Genomic DNA, 24,514 nt, shown 5'->3' on the forward strand with positions numbered 1-24,514 from the left:
TTTCTCGAGTTTATGTTATTTTGTCCCGAGCGATGGAAAAGTATCCATTATTATCAAACGGCCCAACATTCCAATGTCTGGGGGGTTGAAAATATGAAAAATATTGGTCTGCCGCCGTTTCTTCTATTTCTCTATTCCATAGATTGATAGAGAAAGGTGAGATTAATATGAAGGATGAACAATTTACGGGTCGCTATTTCGACGGGTGGGTCTCTGCCAGATATATGATTTCTTTGCCTACGATCAGAAGAGAAACATCATTATTTATTTACGGCTTCAAATATATATGGCCTGAACATCTCGTCATCTCAATTTATATTAACGGAGAACTCGTTGAACAATCGGAAATCGACGCTGGGAATTTTACCGTTCATGCGAAAATAAAGCCTGTAATGAAAGGGGTACTGGAGATTGTCTCCAGCTCTTCATTCGTGCCGAAAGCAGCGGGTTTGAACAATGATACGAGAAAACTCTCATTTCAATTGGAAGACATCGTCATTCCCGGTTTGCCCGATCCGGTAGAGCCGTACAATCATTTGTTCGGTTTTACTCCAAGAGACGCGATAGTGTTTAAGGATCGAAATACATGGGATCGTATTTCATTCGCTGCCTCCGATAACTATAAGGTTCCTGACAAAGAAATGCTGCAGCAATTGAACAACGGTTTGTGGCTGAGCAAGGAAGGTGCCTTGGTATGCTCCGTTGGCGGTGCGGTGTACCATAAATTTACCGCAGAGCGTTTAACCGAGGGGAAAGTTCAATTATTCGATAAAGATAAACTGATAAGGGAAATGGTTATCGGCAGCGAGGGAAAATATCGGTTTAATGATCTGCCGCACGGGGAGTATCGGATCGTTGGAAAGTCGCGGGAATACAGCGATCAAGAAATTCGGTTCGCTGCCGACGGGATGCCGAAAGTGATCCATATTCCCATGCTCCCGATTTGTTAAGAAAGGAGGAGTTTCAATTGACCGAAATACTCTGGGAACAAGAGCGTTTGCCGCCTTCAGGATATTACCGGACCACGGAGGAGTGGTTCCGCGCCGGCCAACCGGAACAAAATTTTATGGAATTTTACAACGATCATCCTAGTAATTTTACAATGCCGAAAGGGTTGGATACTTCAGCAATGCCTCGGCAATTCCACCAGCGCGTTCATCTGAACGCGTTTGTGGCGGTTATTCCCGGCGGCAGGTTATGGGGGCGGAAGGGGGCCGTCATCACGGATGACAATAAACTGTTGTGGGATGTCTCGATGGAGTATTGGGAGACATCTCCCGAGGAGCATTCCGTCTTTCGGCAATTAATATTGCCGCGTATTAAAAACTGCGGGGGAACGCTGGGCGTTCTTACCCATACGGCAAGCGATTCGTATTTCCATTGGATGATGGACGTGCTCCCTCGCATTGATTTAATTAGGAAAACAGGAATAGCCGTAGACAAGTATGTGTTGAATACGTATTACAAACCATTGCTGTCGTTCCAAGACGAAACGTTGAATATGCTGGGTATTCCTCCGGACGCAAGAATAACTATTGACGGGAATGTACAACTGAATGCCGAGAAGCTGCTTGTGCCCTCCTTGATCGGGAGCCGGTCTCATTATCCCGCATGGACCGTTCGGTTTCTTAGAAAGGAGTTTGCCAAGTATATTGCGTACGGGCATTCAAATGTGTATAGAAGGATTTATATAAGCCGTGAAGACTCCGATTGCAGGAATGTCGTCAATGAGAAGCAGGTAATGGGGTTGCTGGAAAAGTACGGTTTTAAAAAAATGACGCTAAGCGGTATGCCGGTAACCGAACAAATCCGAATTTTCGCGTCTGCGGATATCGTCGTTGCTCCCCACGGAGCGAATTTGACGAACATTATTTTCTGCAGACCGGGGACGAAGGTCGTCGAGATATTCTCTCCTTACTATGTGAATACAATCTATTGGGTCATGAGCAATTACGCCGGTCTAGATTATTATTATTTACTCGGCAAGAGAGGGTTCTCTTCGAAAAGCTTGTTTGAATTTATTAGAGTTGCAGGAATACCTCACTACAATCAGCATATTGAAGTGGATATCGATCAATTGGCGGGCATTATGAAGCTTACAGGTATTGAAGCTTGAATCAAGCAATCAACGACTCGTCTGTCCATTGCATAGTTGCCGTTCAAATGTCGAATACTGGAAACAGAACCGATGTTGAATGGGGCCTGCTTATGTCACTGCGATGGCTTTCTCGATTGAAGAAGAAACACAAGAAGAACAAAGAACGCATTCGCGAGATCGGATTTGCCGAGAAGAACGAACCGCTTGAGCTCGATCTGCAGCTCACGCTGAACCGTATCAAGCAAGAGCTGGGGAATAGTCCGGATGTGGTTGTCCGCACGTTTGACATAGGAATCGAACCGCAAATCCGGGTTGCGGCCGTCTATTTAGACGGGTTGACGAACAAGGACAAGGTGAATGACTTTGTCGCCCGCGCGTTATTGTTGGAACCTGAGAAAGACGCGGGGAAACCGATCGAACCCCAGAGCATGTTTGACGTCATCCTGTCACGCGCGGTGACTGTCGGCGATGTCAAGGTTAAGAACGACTGGAACGGGATGCTGTATCACATTTTATCCGGAGAAATCGCTGTATTTGTCCACGGGTGTCCGGGGGCGATCGTCGGAAACATTCGGGGCGGCGAATGGAGAAGCGTATCGGAGCCGAAAACAGAAGTCAACATCCGCGGTCCGAAAGACAGCTTTAATGAATCTCTCGCCACCAATGTTTCCCTGATCCGGCGCAGACTGAAAAGCCCGAAGCTTTGGCTGGAATCGATGAGAATCGGGAACGTGTCGGAGACGGAAGTCGCAATTATGTACTTGAAGGAAATTGCGGAGGATTCGCTTGTCGAGGAAGTGAAGCGGCGGTTGAAAGACATTCGAATCGATGCCGTGTTGGAATCCGGCAATATCGAAGAATTGGTTCAGGATGAAACGTTGACGCCGTTTCCGACGGTGTTCAATACGGAGCGGCCGGATGTGGTGGCCGGAAATTTGCTGGAAGGGCGGGTCGCGGTGTTCGTTGACGGCACACCGAACACCCTTATCTTGCCGACTACCTTTTCGCAATTTTTCAAAGCGGCGGAAGATTACTATCAGCGGTTCGATTTCACGGTATTCATGCGATGGATCCGTTATTTCAGTTTTTTCCTTCTGCTCGTGCTTCCGTCCATCTACATTGCCGTAACCACCCACCACCACGAGATGATCCCGACGACGTTAGCCATCAATTTGTTGGCTCAGCGCGAAGGTGTTCCGTTTCCCGCATTCATCGAAGCTTTAATAATGGAAATCACGTTCGAGATTATGCGGGAGGCCGGAACCCGAATGCCTAGAGCGATCGGACAAGCGGTGTCGATCGTCGGCGCCATCGTGTTGGGGCAAGCGGCTGTGGAAGCGGGGATCGTAACGGCGATGATGGTCATCATCGTCGCGCTGACCGGCATCGCCAGCTTTGCAACGCCCGGCATCACACTTTCCAACTCGGCGCGGCTGATCCGGTTTCCGTTGATGATTGCTGCATCCACATTTGGTTTCTACGGAGTTATCATGGGGATGATTCTGATGGTGGCTCACATGTGCGGCTTGCGGTCTTTCGGGGTACCGTACATGTCTCCGTTCGCTCCGTTCGGACTCAGGCATCAGCAGGACGCGATATGGCGTGCACCGTACAAAACGTTGGCTACGCGTGCGCGGTTGTCGGGCGCAGTGGAGGGGCCTTCCCGCCCGATATGGGGAGGAGAGGAAGAACGTGAAACGTAAAGCGGGCCTCCTTGGTCTCTTGTTCATAGCGATGTTTCTCCTCGCGGGCTGCTGGAATTACCGGGAATTGAACGAGTTGTCCATGGCTTTGGCCATGGGAGTCGATAAGGCGCCCCGGGGAGAATTCCGGGTAACGTTTCAGATCGTAAACGCGAATGAAGTCGCCGGACAAAGAGCGACCGGAAGAACAGTGCCGATTACGGTATACTCCAGCACGGGTAAGACTATGTTCGAAGCGATCCGTAAAGCGTCGCTGCTAGTGCCTCGAAGAATTAACGTTCAACACATGAGGGATTTCGTCATCGGGGAACGGTTGGCGAGAGAGGGGCTCAAAGAGGTATTCGATTTGATGGAACGGGATCATGAGATGAGAATGACGACGAGGGTGTTCATTGCAAGAGGAGCCGAGGCCGAGACGATTCTAAAGGCACTGACGTCACTGGAGGGAATACCCGCCAACGCCATTCTGGGAAAACTGAAGGTGACGGGAAGAGCGCTGGGCGAGAGCTACGAGGTGGAGATCGACGATGCGATCCGAGGGCTGCAGAGAAAAGGTGGAGGTCCGGTAATCAGCGGAATAAAGCTTGTCGGAGATCGTCCGGCCGCGGAGAATAAATCGAATGTGGAGGAGACCGAGCTTAAGGCAAAATTGCAAATCGCCGGCATGGCCCTCATTAAGGAGGGCAAGCTGGCGGGATGGATCGATAACGGTCCGGCCCGGGGCGTTTCGTGGATTACCAATAATATGCAAAGCAGTATTGTCGTGCTCGATTGCGATAAGAAAAAGGGCAAAATCGCGATTGAAATTGTTCGCTCCATGACTAAGCTCGAGGCGAAGGTTCAGGGGAAACGGCCGCTCATCCGCATTCATATTAAACAAATCGGCAATGTCGGCGAAGCGTTGTGTGCGGTCGATCTCAACAAATCGGCGGAAATTCTCAAGCTGCAGCGGCAATGGAACAAAGCGACCAAGAAAGATGTAATGGCGGCCGTGAAGGCCGCGCAAAAACTGAAAACCGATGTTTTCGGATTCGGGGAAGCGGTTGAACGCGAGGGTCCTAAGGCGTGGAAGAAGATGGAGAAGGATTGGGGCCGGATTTTCGCGGAATGCGGCGTCGAAGTGAACGTCGAATCCATTATCCGGCGTACGGGCATGAGGACGAGCCCCTTCTTCAAAGAAAAGAAATAATTGCGGTACACACGGCGGTGAATGCGGTGGAAAAAACGAGAATCAGTCCGGGACAATTGTTTGCGATACTCGTTCTGTTTGACATGGGAACCGCGGTCATTCGCGTTCTAGGCATCAAGGCGGAGAAGGACGCCTGGCTGGCCATTCTGCTTGGGCTGCCGGCTGGCTTGGCCGTATTTCTTGTGTACGCTTCGCTTTATCGTAAGTACCCGCAGCTTTCGCTCACAGGATATATGCGGGCGATATTGGGCAAATGGATCGGCTGGCCGCTGGGTTTACTGTACGTGCTTTGGTTCATTAACGGTGCGGCAAGAGATGTGCGGGAGGGGGCGGATCTGCTTGTCAGCGCGGTGTTGGATCGGACGCCGGTTATTATAGTGGCCGCCATTATGGTCATGTCGGTCGGGTACGTTCTATGCAAAGGAATTGAAGTGCTGGCAAGAACGGCCCAAATCTTCTTGGCGGTGTTGGCGGCAGCCGGACTGTTCAGCATACTCCTTCTGATATTCGCGGGAATAGTTGACGTCAACCGTCTTCTTCCGGTATTGGCCAACGGCTGGCTCCCTGTCATTGACACGACGCTGCGGCAGACCATCGAGTTCCCTCACGTTGAAGTGGTCTGTTTTACTTTCTTGCTGCCATATTTGAATCATCCGGTTCCGGGGATTCGCGCGGGGATCGCCGCGGTGTTGATCAGCGGACTTATTCTCAGCTTCTCGACCGCCGTCAACATAGCCGTTCTCGGTATAGATATCGCGGGACGGGCTACGTTCCCGCTATTGGCCACGATCAGTTTGATCAATATAGGAGAGTTTATTCAGCGGTTGGATGTGCTTGTCGTGCTCACATTGATCATCGGCGATTTTTTTAAGGTCGCCGTTTATTTTTATGCGGCGGTTATGGGGGCTGCGGATCTGTTCCAAGTAAGGGACTACCGCAGGCTTGTTTATCCTGTCGGAATTATCATTATTTATATTTCTATGATGATCGCCGGAAGTTTTTTGGAGCAAATCGAAGAAGGGGACTTATTATTATACACCGTTTGGCTAACGTTCGGCGGGGGGATACCGGTCTTGCTGCTGGCGGCTGCCGCTGTGCGCAGACGGTTCCGGCCGCAAGGGTGAGTGCAAGCGGCGGGCGGCGGTTACTTTTTCTTTAAGAGATTAAGAACGAGCGGTTTGACGAACACGTACAGTACGATAACCGACATGAATACGTATTCCGGACCCGTCGAGAATCTGAATGGAGTCAACAAATTTTTAAGTGATGTACGCAAATCGTATTGCAGCAGCAAGTCCAGGCCGACAACGAAGCAAGCGCTAAGGATAAAGAGCACGAAAGAAAGCATAAGTATCCGCAACCTAGATTCACTTCCCGCACTTAGTATTGTAACGATTATTATGATGATTACCCGGCGTTTTCATTCGGTTTGGGAGCCGGTTATGCGCATAAGATGCCTCGAAACATTTTGGAGCATGTCATCGTAAGACGGACGCCTGCACGGCCGGAGATCGATGTATAACCGCAGGTTAAAAAATTGGTAGAGTTGCGTTTGTAATTCGTATGAAAAAAAGCTGTTCCCAGCGTGCCCTTATTGCGCGGGAACGGCTTTTTGCATTTTTGCGGAATAAAAAATTTGTCCTATTTCTCGCAGCGCCCCCATATAATCTATCAAATCCGCAAACTCATTCGGGAGGTTATTATAAATGAGAGTGTCTTCGGGAATAAGAGCTGCAATGTTGACGATGGTTACGGTGCTGCTTCTTTCGTGGTTATATGCGGGAGCGGCCGAGGGTGCGGAGGTTAAGTCGAATGAAATAGCGGCCGAACAAAAGTACGTTATCCCTGAGAGGCCGACGGTATATTTAACTTTTGACGACGGTCCTAGCAAATTAACTCCTCAGGTGTTGGATATTTTGAAAGAGCATGACGTGAAAGCGACTTTCTTTGTTCTTGGCGAATTGGCGGAAGCAAGAGAGGAAACGGTGCGACGTATCGCTGGCGAAGGTCATGCGCTTGGCAATCATACATACGATCATGAATATGAAAATCTGTACAGCAGCTTCCTACATTTTTGGGAGCAGGTACGCAAGACCGACGAAACACTGACCCGGATTGCAGGCCAGCGGGTGCGGCTATTGCGGGCGCCGGGCGGCACGTATACAAACTTCGATTCTCACTATTTTTCTTATTTGCAAGAAGCGGGTTACATCATACACGACTGGACGCTCGATTCCGGCGATTCGAAACGGCGCGGGGTTCCCGCCGGGGAGATCGTACGCAATGTAAAGCGGGCGAGATTGTCGCATGAAGTGAATCTGCTGATGCATGACGGATCGGGCCATAAAGGGACGGTCGAAGCGCTGCCTGAAATTATTCGTTATTTCAAAGGTAAGGGTTACAGCTTTGAGGTGTTGACGGAGAAGGTGAAGCCGGTGACGTTTCGCGTCGGAAAGCTGAAGTGGAACCGCAGCATGACCGAGAGGCAGCATGAACAAGTGCTGGCCGCCATTCACGAGGCGAGCCGTGAATCGCATCCGATGCTTGCCGCCCGCCCGGAAACGGACGTTTCGCGGCCGGTACAAGTATTGGGGAAGACTGAAGATCCCGAGCGGGAGTGGGTCGCCTTGCGGGACTGGGCGTCCGGCAAAGGGACTGTAACGTGGGATCCGGTATCGAAAACCGCTGCGTTGGCGATGGGCGGCACGATGCTGGAGTTCAGTCCTAATGCGGGCAAAGCCGTTCGGTTAGGAACGGTTGCCGAACAATCGGCTGTCGATGTGTCGTTCCGGTTTGAAAACAACAGGCTATATTTGCTGAAATCGGAAGCAGAGGCAATGTTGGCGCAAGCATATCAAACGGCGGCGACTTGAACACCAGCTGGCCCCGTAAACGATTCTTGGGATAAGGCTTACTCCACTCGTGATTTTGTGTTTAAATGGATATTGGAGGTTGTCCCAATGAATCCTACGATAATGTATCCGCAAACGTTGTATCATGGCACCGTTGATGTTTGCCTCGATTCCTTTCGGACAAAGCTGCTTGACAGTACATATTGGCGGCCGGACCGGGACTTTGGCGCAGGCTTCTATACCACTACATCACTGGATCAGGCCAAGAGGTGGGCGCGGGAAGCCGCCAGGAAATACGCCGGTATCGACATTCCCTGTCCTTGTGTATTACAAATCGCGTTTGATGCGGAGAAAATTGATTTTGAGTATGAGCCAAGGGTATATTTGTCGGAAACATTTCCATGGGCGCGGTTCATCTACCTTCACCGTACTCAAGCCCGGCAAGGCTACGACCCTTGCGTCCGTCATCCGGATCTCCTGTTCGGGCCCATGGCCGACAACGATACTGGAAAGATCGTCGAAGATGCGCTACAATTGAAGAAAGATGCGCTCTGGTTTTACCGGCAAATCGTCAGATCGCGAAGCGGCAGAAGGTTAAACACTATGCAGTTGGGTAATCAAGTCGCCTTTTGCAACACGAAGTTTGAACAGTCATTGGACTTAACCGGCTATCATATTTTTAACGGAAGAAGGTGGCAATTTCATGACCGCAAGACGGACCAGGTTGGATCGTTATGAGAGAGGGATCGTTACTCACCTTTCCAAGCGTTACGGCTATACGTTGTCGGATGCACGTGAACTTGTAATTGCATACCTCCCGGTTATTGAGAAGCTGGGCCGTTACGACAACAGCGGGGATCATGCCGATCGCCTGCATCAAGCACGCCGGAACGGACTCACGCCCGAGCTTTGGCTGCACCGGATCAACATGATCGATGCCGGGGCATCCAGGGATGCGTCCCTGCGAAAAGCGCAATTGAACTGATTCATCAGAGGTAAGCGGGAAACCGCTTCTTTTTTTTTGATGATTTTGGGGAACAGCCGAATACGATCAAACCCAAGAGAAATTAACGGAGTGGATCCACAGGCTCCGCGATTTGCAATAATAAGCGCTGTGCCGACAGAAGCCGTTGCTGTCGCGCGCGGCGCTTATTTTGTTTCGCACAAATACAAGCCGGCCGATTTGGCAGGCTTTTTTGTTTTGGACAAAGATCAAGACAATATATTCCCTAAGTCCGCATATGATTAAACATAACCTTCAGTACTTGGTATCGGAAGTAGAAGCGCTTAAGACACGATTCCTCGGCCAATATACGTCGTTACAAACTCATGTGGGAGGCTGTATGCATGAGCCAGTTACTGAATCTTGGAAACCTCTTTCAGAGGCCGCTTGTCCCTATTGGAAAGAATGACCAGAATGAGTTGAAACAAATCTACCCTCGGAAAGACGGGATTGCCCAAGCATTCACGCATTGGCTCATTGCATTGTGGTGGAGCGAAGGTGAATGGAGTGCCGGCTGGAAAGTCACCGTGTTTCCGGTGTCCGAAGAGCGGGTCTTTTGGTCCGTTCCGCCGCTTTTTCATACGACCGCTCCCTCATCGTTCGATAACGCATGGAAACTGTCGCAAGCGATCCTAACGAGTTCCCGCAAAGATCAGCTTACCGATGCATTCGTCCATCCGTATTGGGACGACTGGGATAAGCTGTGAGCCATCTACATGGAGCCAATCGTAAGATTGGCGCGTAGTGCTTAAACACAAGCAAGGAGCCAATCGTAAGATTGGCGCGTAGTGCTTAAACACAAGCAAGGAGGTAACGGAATGCTTCACCTAATCGTTTGCATTAAACAGGTGCCAGACAGCCGGGAAATTCGCATCGATCCCGTTAACAATACGTTGATCCGGCAAGGGGTTCCCAGCATTGTCAATTTCTATGACTTGCATGGATTGGAAGAGGCGCTGCGCATCAAGGATGAACACGGCGCGAGGGTTACGGTGGTGACGATGGGTCCGCCACCGGCGGAAAAATCGCTGAAGGAATGCATTTCGCTCGGCGCGGACGAGGCCATCCTCGTAACCGACAGGAAGTTCGCCGGTGCGGATACGCTTGCGACGTCTTATGTTTTGGCGAAGACGATCCGCAAAGTGGAGGAACAGTGGGGGCCGGCAGATATAGTGTTTTGCGGAAAGCAAACGCTGGACGGGGATACCGGGCAGGTTGGTCCGGGAATTGCTTGCCGATTGGACTTGGAGCAGCTGACATACGTGGGCAAGGTGGCCGATGTGAACCCTTCCGCCCGGAGAGTAACCGTGCACAGGTTTCTCGAGGACGGTGTCGAAGTTGTCGAGTCTTCCATGCCGCTTCTCATCACCGCACTTAAGGAATTGAACAAAGTGCGCAGAGCTCCGCTCCCGGGAATGATCCGTGCAGCCAGGTATAAGCCTTACATATGGACAACCGCCGACTTCCCCGATTTGGACGCCGCCAAGATCGGGTTGAAAGGTTCGCCGACAATCGTAAGCAAGACTTGGGTGCCTGAAGTGAGGAAGATTAACGGTCTATTCGTGAACGGCGACACTCCGGAGCAAGTCGCCGGAGAATTGGTGGGGAAGCTGTGGGATACCGAACTGCCGGAAAGATTAGGGTGGACGTCGTAAAAGGAGGCAACCGAAGGTTGTCCGCGGATTGGCGCATAGAACGAGCATGGAGGAAACCGAAGGTTGCCCTCGGATTGGCGCATAGAAGGAGCAAAGGAGGAGAAGGCTGTGTCAGCAAAGAGAGAAGCCGAACGAACGCAAGATTGGTCGGATTATCGGGGAGTGCTCGTGTTCGTGGAACTGCGGGGAGGGGAAGCCAAGAAAGTTTCCTGGCAGCTGCTGGGAGAGGGCAAACGGCTCGCCGACAAGCTCGATGTACAACTGATGGCGCTTGTGATCGGAGATAATGTGGCGCATCTGGCGAAAGAAGCGCTTTATTACGGGGCCGATAAAGTGTTTTTGTGCGAAGCGCCGGAACTCAGAGAGTACCGGACGAGGCCGTACAGCCGGGTTGCAATGAAGGTTATCAACGAGACGAAGCCCGAGATTTGCTTGTTCGGGGCGACGGGCACGGGAAGGGACTTGGCCGGGGCGATCGCGACCCACCTTCCGACCGGGCTCACTGCGGATACGACGGAATTGGATGTCGAGCCGCCGCCTTCCCGGCTATTGCTTGCAAGCCGCCCGGCTTTTTCCGAGAAAATGATGGCCACCATACTTTGCAAACAATACCGGCCGCAGATGGCGACCGCCCGCGCCGGCGTGTTTCAGGCGCTGCCGCGAGACGATTCCCGCCGCGGGGAAATTGTAAAAGTCGAGAATACGATGAGCGAGGAGCAAATTGCGACGCAAGTACTGGACTTCATTCAAGAGACAGGAAAGGTGAATTTGGAAGAGGCGGAAATTATCGTTGCGGGCGGCCGGGGATTGGGCGGACCGGAGCCTTTCGCGATGTTGAAGGAGCTCGCCGACGCGCTCGGAGGAGTGGTGGGCGCCTCGAGAGCGGCGGTCGATGCGGGCTGGATCAAGCATGAGCATCAGGTCGGACAAACCGGGTATACGGTGAGACCCAAGCTCTACTTCGCCATAGGAATTTCGGGGGCGGTTCAACATCTGGTCGGGATGTCGAATTCGGAAGTGATCGTCGCCATTAATAAAGATGCGGATGCGCCGATTTTTCAAACAGCCCATTACCGGATCGTCGGAGATTTGTTCAAGATCGTTCCCGCCATCACGGCCGAAGTGAAGAAGAAACGAACGCTGACTGTGGAAAGGGTGGAGGTTCATGAATGAGAAGTTTGACGCGGTTGTCGTTGGCGCCGGGCCGGCTGGCGCGGCGGCGGCGCTTACGATGGCCCGGGCCGGACTGAGCGTCGTTCTGCTGGAGCGCGGCGAGTTTCCGGGGGCTAAAAATATATTCGGCGGGGTGTTGTACCGCAAACAATTGGAAGACATCATTCCGGAATTTTGGACGGAAAAAGGATTTCCGATGGAACGGCATATCGTCGAGCAGCGGGTTTGGATGATGGGCAAGCAATCCGTAGTGACGTTCGGCCATCGCAACGAAGCTTACAAATTGCCTTATAACTGCTTCACGGGCTTGCGCGTGAAATTCGATCAATGGTTTGCGGACAAGGCGGTCCAAGCCGGCGCAATCCCGGTCTATCAAACCGTGGCCGTGGAATTGCTGAAAGAAGGCACCCGTGTCGTCGGAGTGAAGACGGACCGGCCGGACGGGGATCTGTACGCCGATGTGGTGGTAATAGCCGACGGAGTCAACTCGCTGCTCGGCAAGTCGCTCGGCGTACACAAGGAGTGGCGGCCCGATGAAGTGTCGTTGGCGGTGAAGGAAGTCATTGCCCTGCCGAAAGAGAAAATAGAGGACCGGTTTAACCTGGAAGGAGACGAGGGCGTAACCATCGAGTTTCTCGGCGACACATCTTTAGGAATGGCCGGGATGGGATTTTTATATACGAACAAGGAAACGCTGTCCCTCGGCGTCGGCGTCATGGTGAACCAGCTGAGGGAAAAGAGAATAAAGCCGTATGCATTGCTGGAGGCTGCGAAGCAGCATCCTATGATCCGCAAATTGATCCAAGGAGGGGAAGTGTTGGAATACTCGGGGCATCTGATCCCCGAGGGCGGATATCACTCCATTCCTCAGCTGTCGGGAGACGGATGGTGTATCGCCGGAGACGCGGCGCAGCTGGTCAATTTCGTTCACCGGGAGGGCACGAACCTCGCTATGACTTCGGGCCGCTTCGCAGGAGAAGCGATTATCGAGGCGAAACAGAGAAACGACTTCACGCGCGAGACACTCAAGGAATACGATCAAAAAATCAGAAACTCATTTATCGAGCAAGATTTGAAGAAGTATAAAGGAATGCATCAAATGCTGAAAGAGCAAGACCCGGAGCTTCTGTTCGACAAGCTGCCCCAAGCCGTTAACGAGGCCGCCTACCATATGTTTTTGGTCGACGGCGTTTCCAAGGCACAAAAACAAAAGTTGGCCATAAAATTAATTAAGGAAGCCGCCGGCGGAACGGTGAATCTGCTGAAACTGGGCTTTAAAAGCTGGAGGGCGATGAACGGATGACCGAGTCGATTTCCGATAAGTTGTTTACCATCCGCTACAAGTGCGACGATGTTTCCCACTTGATCATCAAGGAACATGACAACTGCCTGAAGTGTACGACGAAGGACTGCAACTATTTCTGTCCGTCCGATGTGTACGATTGGGAGAAAAAGCTGAAGATCACGACGGTCGCGTACGAAAATTGCATCGAATGCGGGACGTGCCGCATTGCATGCCCCTACGACAACATCGAATGGGTGTACCCGAAGGGCGGTTACGGCATCACCTACAAATACGGTTAACCGCCGCAAAAAAGAGCGAATCATGGTTTCTTCAACCGCGATTCGCTCTTTATTGTTATCAATATAGCTCGCTTGTTCCACAGTGAAACACCGTGGTGCACGGATGAACCAGGTTGTGCCGAAGTGAAACAGGAGGCGGTTGCACGGGCGCGCTTGTTCCACAGTGAAACACCGTGGTGCCCGGATGAACCATGTTGTGCCGACGTGAAACAGGAGGCGGTTGCACGGGCGCGCTTGTTCCACAGTGAAACACCGTGGTGCCCGGATGAACCATGTTGTGCCGACGTGAAACAGGAGGCGGTTGCACGGGCGCGCTTGTTCCACAGTGAAACACCGTGGTTCACGGATGAACCACGTTGTGCCGAAGTGAAACAGGAGGCGGTTTGACGGCCGCGCCTGCTTCGATAGAATCTTTCGTTATATCAACGTCATATATATTCACACAGTGAGCTTGTATTCTGTGCAAAGACAATAAATTAATGTGAAATATTTATACAGCTACACAATTATATGTAATGTATGTTTACAGGTAAATTACACGTTGTTAAAGTTATAGCATTGAACTCATCTGCAAACTTAATAGGGCGTGCCGGGGCGGAGGGGGAACCGAATGAAACAAAGAAGACAATTGCGTCACCTGTTGTTGATCATCGGCTTGTCCGTTTCTTTCATGAGCGCATGCGGCAAGCCGGCGGATTCCGCCGCGCCCAAGGAGTTGGCGAAAGTTTCCCAAGTAACGAATTGGTTCGCGCAGCCTGAGCATGGCGGGCAATATGCCGCATTGGAGAAGGGTTTTTATAAGGAAGCGGGATTGGATATGACGATCTTGCCGGGAGGGCCGCAGGTGTCCGCGATTCAGCAAGTGGCTTCAGGTCAAGTTCAATTTGGCATGGCGCAAGCGGATGAACTCCTGGCAGCTCGAGAGGAGGGGATACCGGTTGTGGCTGTGGCCGCCATTTTCCAAATTAATCCGCAAGCCATCATGTTTCATGCCGGGGAGAACATTTCGAACGCCCAAGATTTAAGCGGCCGCTCGCTTTATATCGCACCGGGCGCCATGTATTGGGAGTATATGAAAAAAGCGTACGATCTGAACGATTTCGAGGAAGTGGCCTTTACCGGAAATTACAGCGGATTTCTTGCAGATCAAAAGTCAGCTATACAAAGCTACGTAACATCCGATCCGTACCTCTTGAAGCAGCAAAATGCGGAGGTCTCCTTTCTGCGTATTCACGATCTCGGATATCAGCCATATGCGAACGTGCTGTTTACAACGGAGAAAATGATCAGCGACGAGCCGGGGCTGGTGAGATCGTTTGTTGAAGCCAGCATCAAGGGATGGGAATATTACAAAACCAATTATGAAGAAATTAATCCGGTTATTGCAAAAGCAAATCCCGATCTGACGTTGGAAAGTATGAAAGCGACCGCGGAAAATGAAATGGAATTGATATTCGGGGGAGATGCCGAGGCGGGCGGAGCCGGCACGATGACCGCGGAGCGTTGGACCGCATTGGCCGGTCAGTTGGCCGAAATCGGTCTCATCGATAATCCGGATGAAGCGAACAATGCATATACCACCGAATTTTTGCAATGAGGAGAAACCGGATATGACAATGGACGTCGTTTTAATGAAAGAGTGGCATCCGGTGGCGTTTTCCAAAGAAGTCCGTGAAAAACCGGTCGGTGCGGTCGTCATGGGAGAGCGGATTGTCGTCTTTCGTACTTCGCAGGGGATTAAGGCGTTGAAGGATTTGTGCATTCACCGCGGAGCCGCACTATCCCTAGGTAAAAAACAAGGAGATGAAATCGTCTGTCCTTATCACGGATGGAGATATGACGGAGCGGGACAGTGCACGCACATCCCGCAGCAGTGCGAAAACCGGGCGATTCCCGCGAAAGCGCGCGCCGTTCCTTATGCATGCACCGAAGCGTACGGTATCGTTTGGGTATGCTTGAATGGCGACGGCAATGCTGACGCTTCCCTTCCGTCGTATCCGGAATATGACGATGCAAATTACAGGACCGTGCACTGCGGGCCGTATTATCTGGAAGCTTCCGTACCGCGTGTCGTTGAAAATTTTCTCGATGTCGGTCATCTGGCTTTTCTTCATGAAGGCTTTCTCGGAGATCCGGCATATCCGGAAATATCCGATTATAAAGTGCGCAAGCTGGAAGACCGTATCGTATCCGATGAAATCGCCGTGTACCAGCCCGACCCGGACGGGCGCGGAATGCCGGTGACAACAAGGTATATTTACGAAATCTTAAAGCCGACCGTCGCACGGTTAAAGAAGACCGATCCCGCCTCGCGGGAAGTTTTCTCCATGTTGTTTGCCGTGTTGCCGGATGGTCCGCTATCGTCAAAGGCTTTTATCAATGTATCGCGCAATTACGGTTTCGATATTCCGGATGAGCAGTTTGAGCGGTTTCAGCAGCTGATTTTAAATCAAGACAGCTCCGTAGTTGAGAGCCAACGGCCCGAACTGCTGCCGCTCGATCTGCAAGCCGAACTCCACCTGCCGGCGGATCGGATGAGCATCGCGTACCGCAAATGGTTAGGGGAACTCAATGTAACCTGGGGAACAGCATAAACGTCGCGGAAATTACAAGGCACTGATCTTTACGGTCAGTGCCCTTGCTTCGTGTATGGATCAAAAATTATCGTTAAAATTCCCTATAACAAACGTTCTTTTCCTCTTGTTCCTTCCGTTTATTTGGCGTCTGGCGATACCGACGGCGGCGGCGCCGAGTCCGATCGCCATTAAAGACATCATTGTCCGTCTTCCATTGGGAACCCGCCACATGTTTGTGATCCATTGCTGCACATTGCTCACCCCTTACCCTAAATTTTTTCACTACGTTGGCATTCTGTATTGTTCCACCTCACCGACCGCTGCATTCCGGCAAACTGTTTCCACAAATAATGAGCGAATGCGGCGTGAATGTAAATTGGAAATAGAGGCAAACTAACTGCAAAACGAAAAGGGGTGAGCATCATGTGGAAAAAAGCGTCAATCATTGTAATGGCCGGAATGTGCTTGTTTGCAACCGGATGTAATCCCAATCAAGCCCAAGATAATCAAATGGGACAGCAAGCCGCGCAGGACAACCGGGGAGCTCCGGCTCGGCAGGACGTTCGGGGCGATGACCGGCAAGCGAATGCCGACAACCGAATTCAAGTAGCGGATCGGGCGGCGAGAAAAATCGCGCAGATGAAGGGAATAGATCAAGCGAATGTGCTTGTTACGCAGCGGAACGCGTACGTTGCGGCCGTGTTGGACGACAACCGCCGGCCGTTGGACCGCAAGTTCGAAGACCAGATCGCCAAACAGGTCAGAGCTGCGGATCCGAATATCCGGAATGTGTATGTCTCGACAAATCCGGATTTTGTCGACCGAGTCAATGAGTACGTCAACGACGTTCAAAAGGGAAGGCCGGTTGCCGGTTTCTTCGAAGAGTTTAACGAGATGATCATCAGAATGTTTCCTAAAGCGAGATAAGTCGCATGTCGCAGATGGGACCCATCCTTGGGTTAGCGCAGGGATGGGTCTCGTTGTTTACTCGTTGATCAAATCTCCGGTATTGCGGATCAACGTTTCTACCTCGATATCCGCCTCCAGACGCGGGTAGTACTCGCTTCGCCATTTTTTCATCTCTTCAAGCGTAAGAATCCTTCTAAAATGCTGTCCGATATGAAATAAATCGGCTTTGTGTTTCTGAGTGCGCTTCAACATCTTCCTGAACCGGCGTTCCATCTCTTCGTCTAATTGTTGACGAATTTCGCCGGGGGACGGTTTCCCTTTCGTCTCCTCGATGCTGATATATAGCGTTAATTTGGAGCGAAGCTTTGGTACGCCTCTCTCAATGAAAACTCTATTTTGCACCTCGGCATTGGTAACCTGAACGCTTGCTTTTTCCAGTACTTGAATGACCGCTCCTTGAAACTTGTTATTGAATATATTCACAAGAAGCGTCTCTCCCGAATCGAGCCGGTCGACCATCTTGCCGCCTGCGATCGTCGCCGAACCTCTCGATTCCAGCATTTCGTCATCCCCGATCCTTACGATCGCGACCATGTAGTCTTGGCTGGAAGAATGAATGGCGCGGTAAGCTTCCCAAAGACGCGTATTGGAAATATTCGGGGTCCATCCGGCGGTTTCGCTGAAAAAGTTGTAAAAGGTCGTACCGTCCTGCTCCACGCGTTCCCTTGTCGATTTCAACAGCTTCACGATATCCGATTCGGTCACGGCGATAAACGATTTCGGGGCGATTTGCCGGGAGCGGATGACATATTCAAGTTCTTCGTTGATCCCCTTTTTGATCAAATCTATATGGAATATGACCAGCTTCAAATGCAGCAAGTCCAGATGGTTTTCCACATTCATCTGCACCTGTTGTATAGCTTCGCTCACTGTATCTCCTTCCGCGGACACCGTCCTGACGGTGTACTGCTGCCGCCCGGGCAAAGGGATTTGTAAAGCGACTCTAAAATCCTTCTCATCTCCCGGGGCAATCGCCATCACAAGGGGAAGAGCCCGATGGTTGATATCTTTTATATCCCCGCAGCCGGTAGCCGCAATAATTAAGGCAACTAGAACGACATTTAAGCGCCGGAAGTAGGCAACCGGAGGTTGTCCGTGAAGAGGGCGTCTCGCACATCGGAGGCTTCGCAATATTTGCAGCAGGCTCATGTTTTTCTATCCTTTCTTAGCGTCCCGATGATAAACACCCCTAATGGAACCGCAGTCATGCAGTACAGCCGCAGCGGTTGCGTCCAATCGATCAGCAGCTCCAAATCGTACCAAGTTTTTGTGAAGCGCGTTCCGACGAAAAGAAAAGCCGAAGTCAAAATTATCATCATCCGTTTCGGGAGCCGTGGCGCCAATTTATCGGAGATATGTCCGACGGACCAAATCATGATAGATATATACAAAAACACGAAGATCATCGTGCAGACGGAATATATCATTGTGATCCTGTCGAATATAAGCCAAGGCACCTCGACGGAATCCATCGCTGCGATAACCGGAAAACGGAGCGTCGCGGCCGACTCGGATCCGTAGATTAAGACCGGCATATATACCGAATACAACAAAATAACGACGAAAACGCCCCACGCGCCGGCGATCCAGCGGATCCGGACGGGAGTTACCGCCGGAACGAAGCACAGGAACAAAAATCCCGCGTACAAAGTGAACGTCCGGTAATACTGGCGTTTGAACACAAATGAGAAAGAGCCGTCCCACAGCGGAAACAAATTGTTTACGTCGAACAGCTTCGCCGCCGTAAGCAGCGAAAAACAAACGAAGGGGATGCAAAAAGCCGCAATAATCAAGCTCGCGCGGAATATGGTTCGCAGACCGCACAAAGCCCCATATAACGCGATAATGATGAATAACAGAGTAATGAGCCATACGGGCGTTAGAGGCAAGAAAGTTATCGAAACCAATTCGGAATGGCCTCGGACCATAATGACGGCGCAAGAGAAAAACTGCATCGCCAAAGGAACAAACAAAACAAAGCTCCAAATCTTGCCCGTCGGGTTCACTATATCGATTGCGTCATGTTCCGGAAATTTGCGAAGTCCGCAAATAAGAAGAAGGAGGAAAGCGAGTTGGATCAGCGCATTGATCGCCAAAGGCTGCCAGAATGCTCTGTCCGTGCCGTTCAACAAGTATTCCGGAAACAAAAAGAACGACATGCTGAGATGGATATAGATGAACGTAACAGCCAGCGAAAGAGGCTTATTCATGTCTTGCGCCTCCCTCTGTCCAAGGTTCGGTATAGGGCTGCCCGACCGATGTTATGTGAGAAATGAAAATCGCGACAACGAGCAGCCCCGCAATAACGCCGAGAATACCGTAAAGGGCAGCCATCGCAAGAATAAAATATTTCGCCAAACGGACGAAGAAGGAAGCATGGATGGTGATTAGCGCAAAGCTGGCAATCGTGGTGGCGGCCAAGACGATGATCAACAAATTGCTGATCAGCTCAGCTTGAACTACCGCTTCGCCTAGTATAATCCCGCCGACCATTGTTATCGTCGTTCCTATATTGGACGGGAGCCGCTGTATCGCTTCCACGACCATTTCAATAATGATAAAGATCAAAATAACTTCGAATAGTGCGGGGTACGGAATACCGACCCTGCTCTGGGCGACGGATAGTGCCAATTGGATTTTTAACACATCCGGATTTACCGAGACGAGCGCCACATACAATCCCGGGAGTATTAGTGCGGTAATGAAAGAAATGACACGGACGACACGTATGAAATACATGATCACATGCGGAAATTGCCGGTCGGCCGCAGAGCAAAACATGTCGTACCAAACCTTCGGGAACACGAACGCGTACGGAAAGCCGTCAACGAACAGAATGATTCGCCCTCTCTTCAAGAAGTTAACGGCTTGAATCGGCAGCTCCGTCGATAAATATGTAGGAATCGGGTTCCACCAACGGTGCCCCATAATTTGCGCTAAATTTTGGAGGTTGTCCAGTTCAATATGTTCATTCAATTGGAGCTGAGCGCCGAGATATTCCAACGTATGCTTATCCAGCTGGTCTTCCAGATAAAACATCGAGATTTCGCGTCTATGGTGTTTTCCGACCGTGAACCTCAGATGGATGAGCTTGTCGGTCTTTAATTTGTCACGCAGCATGCCGCCGTTCGTATGAATATCCTCTTGGAACGCATCGTGCGGCCCCATAAGTACGGTTTCTTGCTGCGGTTCCGACACGGAGCGATGGAGACTTGCGGGTACCGGTTCGAGCATAATTCTGAAACTGCCGTCCGTGCTGAAAGCGATCAGCTTTCCATTCGTAACGGCTTTCTCGACATCGTGCGCGCTGAGCCCGGTTTTTCCCCCGATGCGTGCCGCCAGGTCTTCCAGCGTAGAAGGAACCGGCGCGCCTTGTGCCATACTCTGAAGCTGGAATAAGGTTTTCGAGAAGTCCATAAGCGTATCGAAACCGCAAAGCGACAGCTGCATTCCGCCGAGATGCACTTGTTTGATGAAGAAATCGCTGTTCTTGCTTTGAAGTTCGACCAATCTGGTCATTAAGTCATCCATTGTCCGCTTCACCTGACCATAATATGGCACAACGGCGCAACCATTATTCCAACGGGTAAAGTGCGGAAAACAAAGGGCTCCGGCCTCAAGCGGCCGGAGCCTTTCATCTCTGCGGATTAGGAAAGCAAGCCGTCAGGCCAGTGGGTTTCTATTCCTTGCCGCCGAATCAGTTCGAGGAAAGCTCCGAGATGTTCCTTGTTTTCTCGAACCTGGTGCGGCGTGACGCGGTTTAGTACGGAATATGCGGCTAAGTAACCGGCGGATTCGCCGATATTCCATTCCGTCGGATGCAATCGGTAGCATCCGTTCGTAATTTGTGTCGTTCCGATATTTTTGCATGCCGGCAGCATATTTTTCATTCGAACCGGCAGCAGCGCGCCCAACGGGATTTCAAAAGGCAAACTTGGAATGAAGAAGCCGCGGTTCGATTTAGTCGTTGTATGAAGATCCAAGTGATAGCTTCCTACGCCGACGCTGTCTTCGTAACGGCGAATGCCTTGTTTGCCACGAACGTCCAAGCTGACGTCATTCTCCGTAATCGTATACACCGCTTTAATGCGGCGAGATTCGCGTATGTAAGGATGTTTGGCGAGACCGTCTTCCGTACCCAGCACGTCTTTGCGCAGTCTGATGCCGGGATAACCTCTTCCTCCGCCGGGGCGCGGCGCCTCGGTCTGCAGCCAATAAAGAAGAGACAGGCTCAATTGGCGTGCGCCCTTCAAGTGCTTTTCCCTTTCTTCCTCCGGAACCTCGTAAATAGGACCCAGAAAGTAATCGTTCAGGCTCCAGTTTATCAATGTAATATCGCTTTCGAACAAGCCGTTCGCAAACAAGGAGCGATCGATAATTCTCCGGTATGTCCAATAGGGCATCGGGTTGCTACCGTCAGGCAAGAAAGTGATTTCTTTGACTTTGGCCGGATCGTTGAGGTCGCCCGTCTTCCAACCGAACAAAGGAAATCGCGAGAAACCCGGAACGAACCCGCGCCAAAAATCATACTGCTCCGGTTTCTCGATCGTGAAGTCAGCGCCTTCAACGTAATCGACCGCAAACACAAAGGTAAAGGATTGAATATCCAACGGGTCCGCCGTTTCGAGCGCATGAGCTTCTCCCGTTTCGCTCTTGGCCTCGCGTCCCGTCACATATTCCACGCCCGCTAACGGGAGCAGGTCTCCGCACTCCGTCGCATCCAAGTAATAGAAGGCGTTTAACGATCTTAGCTGACCGCTGGAAACGTGCTTAACCGTTACGGATACGATATAGTCCCGGTCGGTTTCCGCCGACACGACACGGCAGCCGTAATAGACCGTTATTCGTCCGCTGCTGACGTAAGGAGCCAGCATATCTTCAATGATGCGAAGCGCGACTTTCGGTTCGTGGCAAAGTCGGCTCACCCAACCGTTCCCCGGATTTAACCGCTCGTTCCTCAGCGCATCTTCTGTCATGGGATAGTTGTCTTTATAATATTGGCGAACCCGGTTGCGGAATTCCCGATACGTTTGCGTGCATCCGAAGCTTTCGATCCACCGGTGTTCATCCGGCGGGACCGCCTGGCTCGTCAGCTGCCCGCCAAGCCAATCCGTTTCCTCCGTCATAACGACTGTAAGGCCTAGTTTCGCCGCCGCCAACGAAGCCATGCATCCTCCCAAACCGCCGCCCAGCACTATTATGTCAGCTGTTTTCTCTCCCATGTTCACTCGCCTCTCCCGTTGGATTTCTGATTTTATCGTAACACGAGTTGGATGAGTCATCCATTTTTATTTTCCATTTTAGAGGAATTTGCCGAAAAATTGTGATGCCGCTTTTGGGTGTTGCTAACCGGAGAAAACTATGCTATAGTTTAAATATCGTAATTGAGACCTGACTTTCGCAATTCACATATTGTAAAGGGTTATCATTTTCTGCGATGGTACCTTTTCCAATATGTGAATTTTTTGTTTCATTTGAAATCAAGAAAGTCATGTAAATTTTATTTTTGGAGGAATTTCCATGCAAACAGGAACAGTGAAATGGTTTAACGCGGAGAAGGGCTTCGGCTTTATCGAAGTGGAAGGCGGCAACGACGTATTCGTACACTTCAGTGCGATCACGGGCGACGGCTACAAATCGCTGGACGAAGGCCAACGCGTTGAATTCAACGTAGTTCAAGGCAATCGCGGTCCGCAAGCCGAGAATGTCGTAAAACTGTAAGAATGTGCCGAATAAAGGCTGCCCTTAACATGAAGTTAGGGGCAGCCTTTTTCATAAAATTCCATTGAGGAGGCTGGTCCATGTATTATTCACGGAAGAGGGCGTTGGAGGATATTCCGAACGAAATGACCTCCATTTGGTCGTGTACGAAGGAAGATTGCAACGGTTGGATGAGAGACGATTTTTCGTTTGAAGCCATGCCGTGTTGTCCGCAGTGCAAGTCTCCGATGATCAACAGCGTGAAGAGTCTCCCGATTCTCATCAATTCAAATCAAGACTTAAAACATTTGAAGAAGACCGTCCCAGTCAATGAATAGATAGATGGTTTTGCATAATAATAAAAAAACGAAAAGCGGGTACGCTTTATGGGGAGTAATGTTTAAGGAGATTTGGTTATGCCTCAAGAGAATTACAAACTGAACGTATTTGATCCGCAACTGGAACCGTATTTGACTGAATTGTATAAGCAGCATCGCGAGCGCGCGGCGGGAATCGACTGGAGCTATCATGAGTATATCCCTTGGGAGTTAGGCCGTTGTTTTAAGAAACAACCTTGGTCGGTCGAACAAAGGAAGCTTCCGCAGGCGATCTATACCGCAGTGGAAACTTCTTTATTGACCGAAGTGAACTTGCCGTTCTTTTATCATCATTTGGCGGTGACGTTCAAAGGCTCGCTGCAGGTGCTCCAAGATTTCGTCCATACTTGGGTGTCCGAAGAAGATCAACATTCGTCGTTAATTGAAACTTATTTAATCGTCACCCGCAACGCCGACCCGCACGAGCTTCACCGGCTGCGTAAACAAGTGGTCGAAGCGGGTTTTATGCCTGATTTTGATACGGCTATGGAGACGATGGTCTATACGTCCATTCAAGAACTGGCCACCATGGTGTTCTATAACAATGTAGCGAAAGCGGCTGGAGACCATGATCCCCAACTGGCCAAACTTCTTAGGAGACTGTCCAAAGACGAGGCGCTGCATTTTGCTTTTTACCGGGATGCCGTCAAGGGTTACCTTGGAGTGGACCATAATTTTGTTTATTACATTCATAAGGCGATGACAAGCTTTGCAATGCCGGGCAAGGAAATGCCTTCCTTCAAAGACCGCATGGATATCATCGCGAAAGAAGCCAATTATGGGCCGGTCGCATATTTTAACCAAGTTTTCGATGTCTTGATGCAGACTTGGGCCATTGATAAATTGCAACCCAGCAGAACCGAAGCGGAACGGGCGAAACAAGATTTGTTGGAATATCATCTGAAATTAAAGCGTATTTCCGAGAGGCTTGCAGCCAAGGGAGTACATTAGACATAAGGGCATTGACCGTAACGAGGTCGGCGCCTTTTTTTGTTTTTCGGAACTATTTCACTCCGGGCATTGCTTGAAAAACCGATGAATCGGGTGATTGAGGTCTCGTTGCTTGCTCAACCGACTCCAGTATCTTAAAGGCCTCTTCATTAGTAAGTCCGCACATATCTTCAGACGGCCGCAAGCTGCCGCACACTGCGGGACGTTCGGGCTTTCCGAAAAGCCGGCATTTGTTACCGGGCGTCAGCTGGATACAGCGAACGCCCGCCGGCTTGCCTTGCGGCATGCCGGGAATCGGAGAAGATATGGAGACGGCAATGCAGCAAGCGGCGCAACCTATTCTGCAATCCATACGATCCCTCCTTAATATCCTCTCATTATAACGCCGTTCAACATATATCGCACAAAGTTGTCCATATTCCGGAAAGATGGCAGGTATTCGGCAGACAACAACTTTCCAATTGACGAAACAATGGTTAGCGCTTATCATTTCAATAATATATGTTATTAAGGAGGTCCGGCGAGGATGTTGAATATTCGATCCTTTTTGAATAAATCGAATGAAGATAAGTGCCATTTACATACATGTATCCAACCCAATCTCATCGACCTTCCGGTTTGTGCTGTAGCGATACTTGACCGCATGCGAGTCAGTATTGAGTAACGCTTAACATACTTACACGG

At 50.6% G+C, this 24,514-nt stretch carries 26 protein-coding genes; 20 read left to right on the plus strand and 6 right to left on the minus strand.

The window, feature by feature from the left end; all coding sequences use genetic code 11:
• Window positions 1–167 precede the first annotated feature (167 nt).
• The 5 genes from JET16_RS21515 to JET16_RS21535 all read left to right on the plus strand — a co-directional run bounded on the left by JET16_RS21515 (window position 168) and on the right by JET16_RS21535 (window position 6,114).
• Window positions 168–950: a hypothetical protein gene (locus JET16_RS21515; RefSeq protein WP_199620263.1), complete on the plus strand. Its 783-nt coding sequence runs from the start codon at window positions 168–170 to the stop codon at window positions 948–950.
• Between the two features lie 17 nt (window positions 951–967).
• On the plus strand, window positions 968–2,116 hold the full coding sequence (locus JET16_RS21520) for a glycosyltransferase family 61 protein (protein WP_199620266.1): 1,149 nt from the start codon (window positions 968–970) through the stop codon (window positions 2,114–2,116).
• 92 nt (window positions 2,117–2,208) lie between these two features.
• Complete coding sequence (locus JET16_RS21525; protein WP_199620269.1) at window positions 2,209–3,801, plus strand: spore germination protein; 1,593 nt, start codon at window positions 2,209–2,211, stop codon at window positions 3,799–3,801.
• Window positions 3,791–4,990 (plus strand): Ger(x)C family spore germination protein, encoded by a 1,200-nt coding sequence (locus tag JET16_RS21530; RefSeq protein ID WP_199620272.1) that lies wholly within the window; start codon window positions 3,791–3,793, stop codon window positions 4,988–4,990. The genes JET16_RS21525 and JET16_RS21530 overlap by 11 nt, the downstream gene beginning before the upstream one ends.
• A gap of 26 nt (window positions 4,991–5,016) precedes the next feature.
• Window positions 5,017–6,114 carry a GerAB/ArcD/ProY family transporter gene (locus JET16_RS21535; protein ID WP_199620275.1) on the plus strand — a complete coding sequence of 366 codons (1,098 nt, stop codon included), beginning with the start codon at window positions 5,017–5,019 and terminating at the stop codon, window positions 6,112–6,114.
• 20 nt (window positions 6,115–6,134) lie between these two features.
• Here the strand turns inward: JET16_RS21535 and JET16_RS21540 are convergent, their stop codons facing one another.
• Window positions 6,135–6,350: a hypothetical protein gene (locus JET16_RS21540; RefSeq protein WP_199620278.1), complete on the minus strand. Its 216-nt coding sequence runs from the start codon at window positions 6,348–6,350 to the stop codon at window positions 6,135–6,137.
• 346 nt (window positions 6,351–6,696) lie between these two features.
• On the opposite strand from JET16_RS21540, the gene JET16_RS21545 reads away from it, so the two are divergent.
• The 12 genes from JET16_RS21545 to JET16_RS21605 all read left to right on the plus strand — a co-directional run bounded on the left by JET16_RS21545 (window position 6,697) and on the right by JET16_RS21605 (window position 16,760).
• Entirely contained in the window at window positions 6,697–7,863 is a 1,167-nt protein-coding gene (locus JET16_RS21545; protein ID WP_199620279.1) for a polysaccharide deacetylase family protein, read from the plus strand.
• A gap of 87 nt (window positions 7,864–7,950) precedes the next feature.
• Window positions 7,951–8,580: a DUF3990 domain-containing protein gene (locus JET16_RS21550; RefSeq protein ID WP_199620280.1), complete on the plus strand. Its 630-nt coding sequence runs from the start codon at window positions 7,951–7,953 to the stop codon at window positions 8,578–8,580.
• On the plus strand, window positions 8,546–8,827 hold the full coding sequence (locus tag JET16_RS21555) for a hypothetical protein (RefSeq protein WP_199620281.1): 282 nt from the start codon (window positions 8,546–8,548) through the stop codon (window positions 8,825–8,827). The genes JET16_RS21550 and JET16_RS21555 overlap by 35 nt, the downstream gene beginning before the upstream one ends.
• Window positions 8,828–9,189: 362 nt before the next feature.
• The gene (locus JET16_RS21560; RefSeq protein ID WP_199620282.1) at window positions 9,190–9,552 is read left to right on the plus strand and encodes a hypothetical protein; all 363 of its coding nucleotides are present in this window, start codon (window positions 9,190–9,192) and stop codon (window positions 9,550–9,552) included.
• 111 nt (window positions 9,553–9,663) lie between these two features.
• Window positions 9,664–10,500, plus strand: a complete 837-nt coding sequence (locus JET16_RS21565; protein ID WP_199620283.1) for an electron transfer flavoprotein subunit beta/FixA family protein — start codon at window positions 9,664–9,666, stop codon at window positions 10,498–10,500.
• A 108-nt stretch (window positions 10,501–10,608) separates the two neighbouring features.
• Window positions 10,609–11,673 (plus strand): electron transfer flavoprotein subunit alpha/FixB family protein, encoded by a 1,065-nt coding sequence (locus JET16_RS21570; RefSeq protein WP_199620284.1) that lies wholly within the window; start codon window positions 10,609–10,611, stop codon window positions 11,671–11,673.
• The gene (locus JET16_RS21575; RefSeq protein WP_199620287.1) at window positions 11,666–12,976 is read left to right on the plus strand and encodes an FAD-dependent oxidoreductase; all 1,311 of its coding nucleotides are present in this window, start codon (window positions 11,666–11,668) and stop codon (window positions 12,974–12,976) included. The genes JET16_RS21570 and JET16_RS21575 overlap by 8 nt, the downstream gene beginning before the upstream one ends.
• Window positions 12,973–13,257, plus strand: coding sequence for a ferredoxin family protein (locus JET16_RS21580; protein WP_199620290.1), 285 nt, complete (start codon window positions 12,973–12,975; stop codon window positions 13,255–13,257). The genes JET16_RS21575 and JET16_RS21580 overlap by 4 nt, the downstream gene beginning before the upstream one ends.
• A gap of 123 nt (window positions 13,258–13,380) precedes the next feature.
• Window positions 13,381–13,644: a hypothetical protein gene (locus JET16_RS21585; RefSeq protein WP_199620293.1), complete on the plus strand. Its 264-nt coding sequence runs from the start codon at window positions 13,381–13,383 to the stop codon at window positions 13,642–13,644.
• A gap of 223 nt (window positions 13,645–13,867) precedes the next feature.
• Complete coding sequence (locus tag JET16_RS21590) at window positions 13,868–14,854, plus strand: ABC transporter substrate-binding protein (protein ID WP_199620295.1); 987 nt, start codon at window positions 13,868–13,870, stop codon at window positions 14,852–14,854.
• A gap of 13 nt (window positions 14,855–14,867) precedes the next feature.
• Window positions 14,868–15,851 (plus strand): aromatic ring-hydroxylating dioxygenase subunit alpha, encoded by a 984-nt coding sequence (locus JET16_RS21595; protein WP_199620297.1) that lies wholly within the window; start codon window positions 14,868–14,870, stop codon window positions 15,849–15,851.
• Between the two features lie 405 nt (window positions 15,852–16,256).
• Window positions 16,257–16,760, plus strand: coding sequence for a YhcN/YlaJ family sporulation lipoprotein (locus JET16_RS21605; RefSeq protein ID WP_199620301.1), 504 nt, complete (start codon window positions 16,257–16,259; stop codon window positions 16,758–16,760).
• Between the two features lie 57 nt (window positions 16,761–16,817).
• Here JET16_RS21605 and JET16_RS21610 read toward each other — a convergent pair whose 3' ends face one another.
• From JET16_RS21610 to JET16_RS21625, 4 genes are all read right to left on the minus strand, one after another.
• On the minus strand, window positions 16,818–17,951 hold the full coding sequence (locus JET16_RS21610; protein WP_199620303.1) for a Ger(x)C family spore germination protein: 1,134 nt from the start codon (window positions 17,949–17,951) through the stop codon (window positions 16,818–16,820).
• Window positions 17,948–19,012: a GerAB/ArcD/ProY family transporter gene (locus tag JET16_RS21615; RefSeq protein WP_199620306.1), complete on the minus strand. Its 1,065-nt coding sequence runs from the start codon at window positions 19,010–19,012 to the stop codon at window positions 17,948–17,950. Before JET16_RS21615 ends, JET16_RS21610 begins: the two co-directional genes overlap by 4 nt.
• A complete protein-coding gene (locus JET16_RS21620) occupies window positions 19,005–20,333 on the minus strand; it encodes a spore germination protein (protein ID WP_199620308.1) in 1,329 nt (442 codons plus the stop codon). Before JET16_RS21620 ends, JET16_RS21615 begins: the two co-directional genes overlap by 8 nt.
• A 116-nt stretch (window positions 20,334–20,449) precedes the next feature.
• Window positions 20,450–22,024, minus strand: a complete 1,575-nt coding sequence (locus tag JET16_RS21625) for an FAD-dependent oxidoreductase (RefSeq protein ID WP_199620311.1) — start codon at window positions 22,022–22,024, stop codon at window positions 20,450–20,452.
• Window positions 22,025–22,322: 298 nt separating this feature from the next.
• On the opposite strand from JET16_RS21625, the gene cspD reads away from it, so the two are divergent.
• From cspD to JET16_RS21640, 3 genes are all read left to right on the plus strand, one after another.
• Window positions 22,323–22,523, plus strand: coding sequence for a cold-shock protein CspD (gene cspD / locus JET16_RS21630; protein ID WP_199620314.1), 201 nt, complete (start codon window positions 22,323–22,325; stop codon window positions 22,521–22,523).
• An 80-nt stretch (window positions 22,524–22,603) separates the two neighbouring features.
• A complete protein-coding gene (locus tag JET16_RS21635; protein WP_199620317.1) occupies window positions 22,604–22,840 on the plus strand; it encodes a cold-shock protein in 237 nt (78 codons plus the stop codon).
• A gap of 78 nt (window positions 22,841–22,918) precedes the next feature.
• Window positions 22,919–23,830 (plus strand): acyl-ACP desaturase, encoded by a 912-nt coding sequence (locus JET16_RS21640; RefSeq protein WP_199620320.1) that lies wholly within the window; start codon window positions 22,919–22,921, stop codon window positions 23,828–23,830.
• A gap of 52 nt (window positions 23,831–23,882) precedes the next feature.
• On the opposite strand, the gene JET16_RS21645 is transcribed toward JET16_RS21640, so the two are convergent.
• A complete protein-coding gene (locus tag JET16_RS21645) occupies window positions 23,883–24,182 on the minus strand; it encodes a YkgJ family cysteine cluster protein (RefSeq protein WP_199620322.1) in 300 nt (99 codons plus the stop codon).
• Window positions 24,183–24,514: the final 332 nt, after the last annotated feature.

The organism is Paenibacillus alkalitolerans (assembly GCF_016482785.1).
Taxonomy (GTDB): Bacteria; Bacillota; Bacilli; order Paenibacillales; family YIM-B00363; genus Paenibacillus_AE; species Paenibacillus_AE alkalitolerans.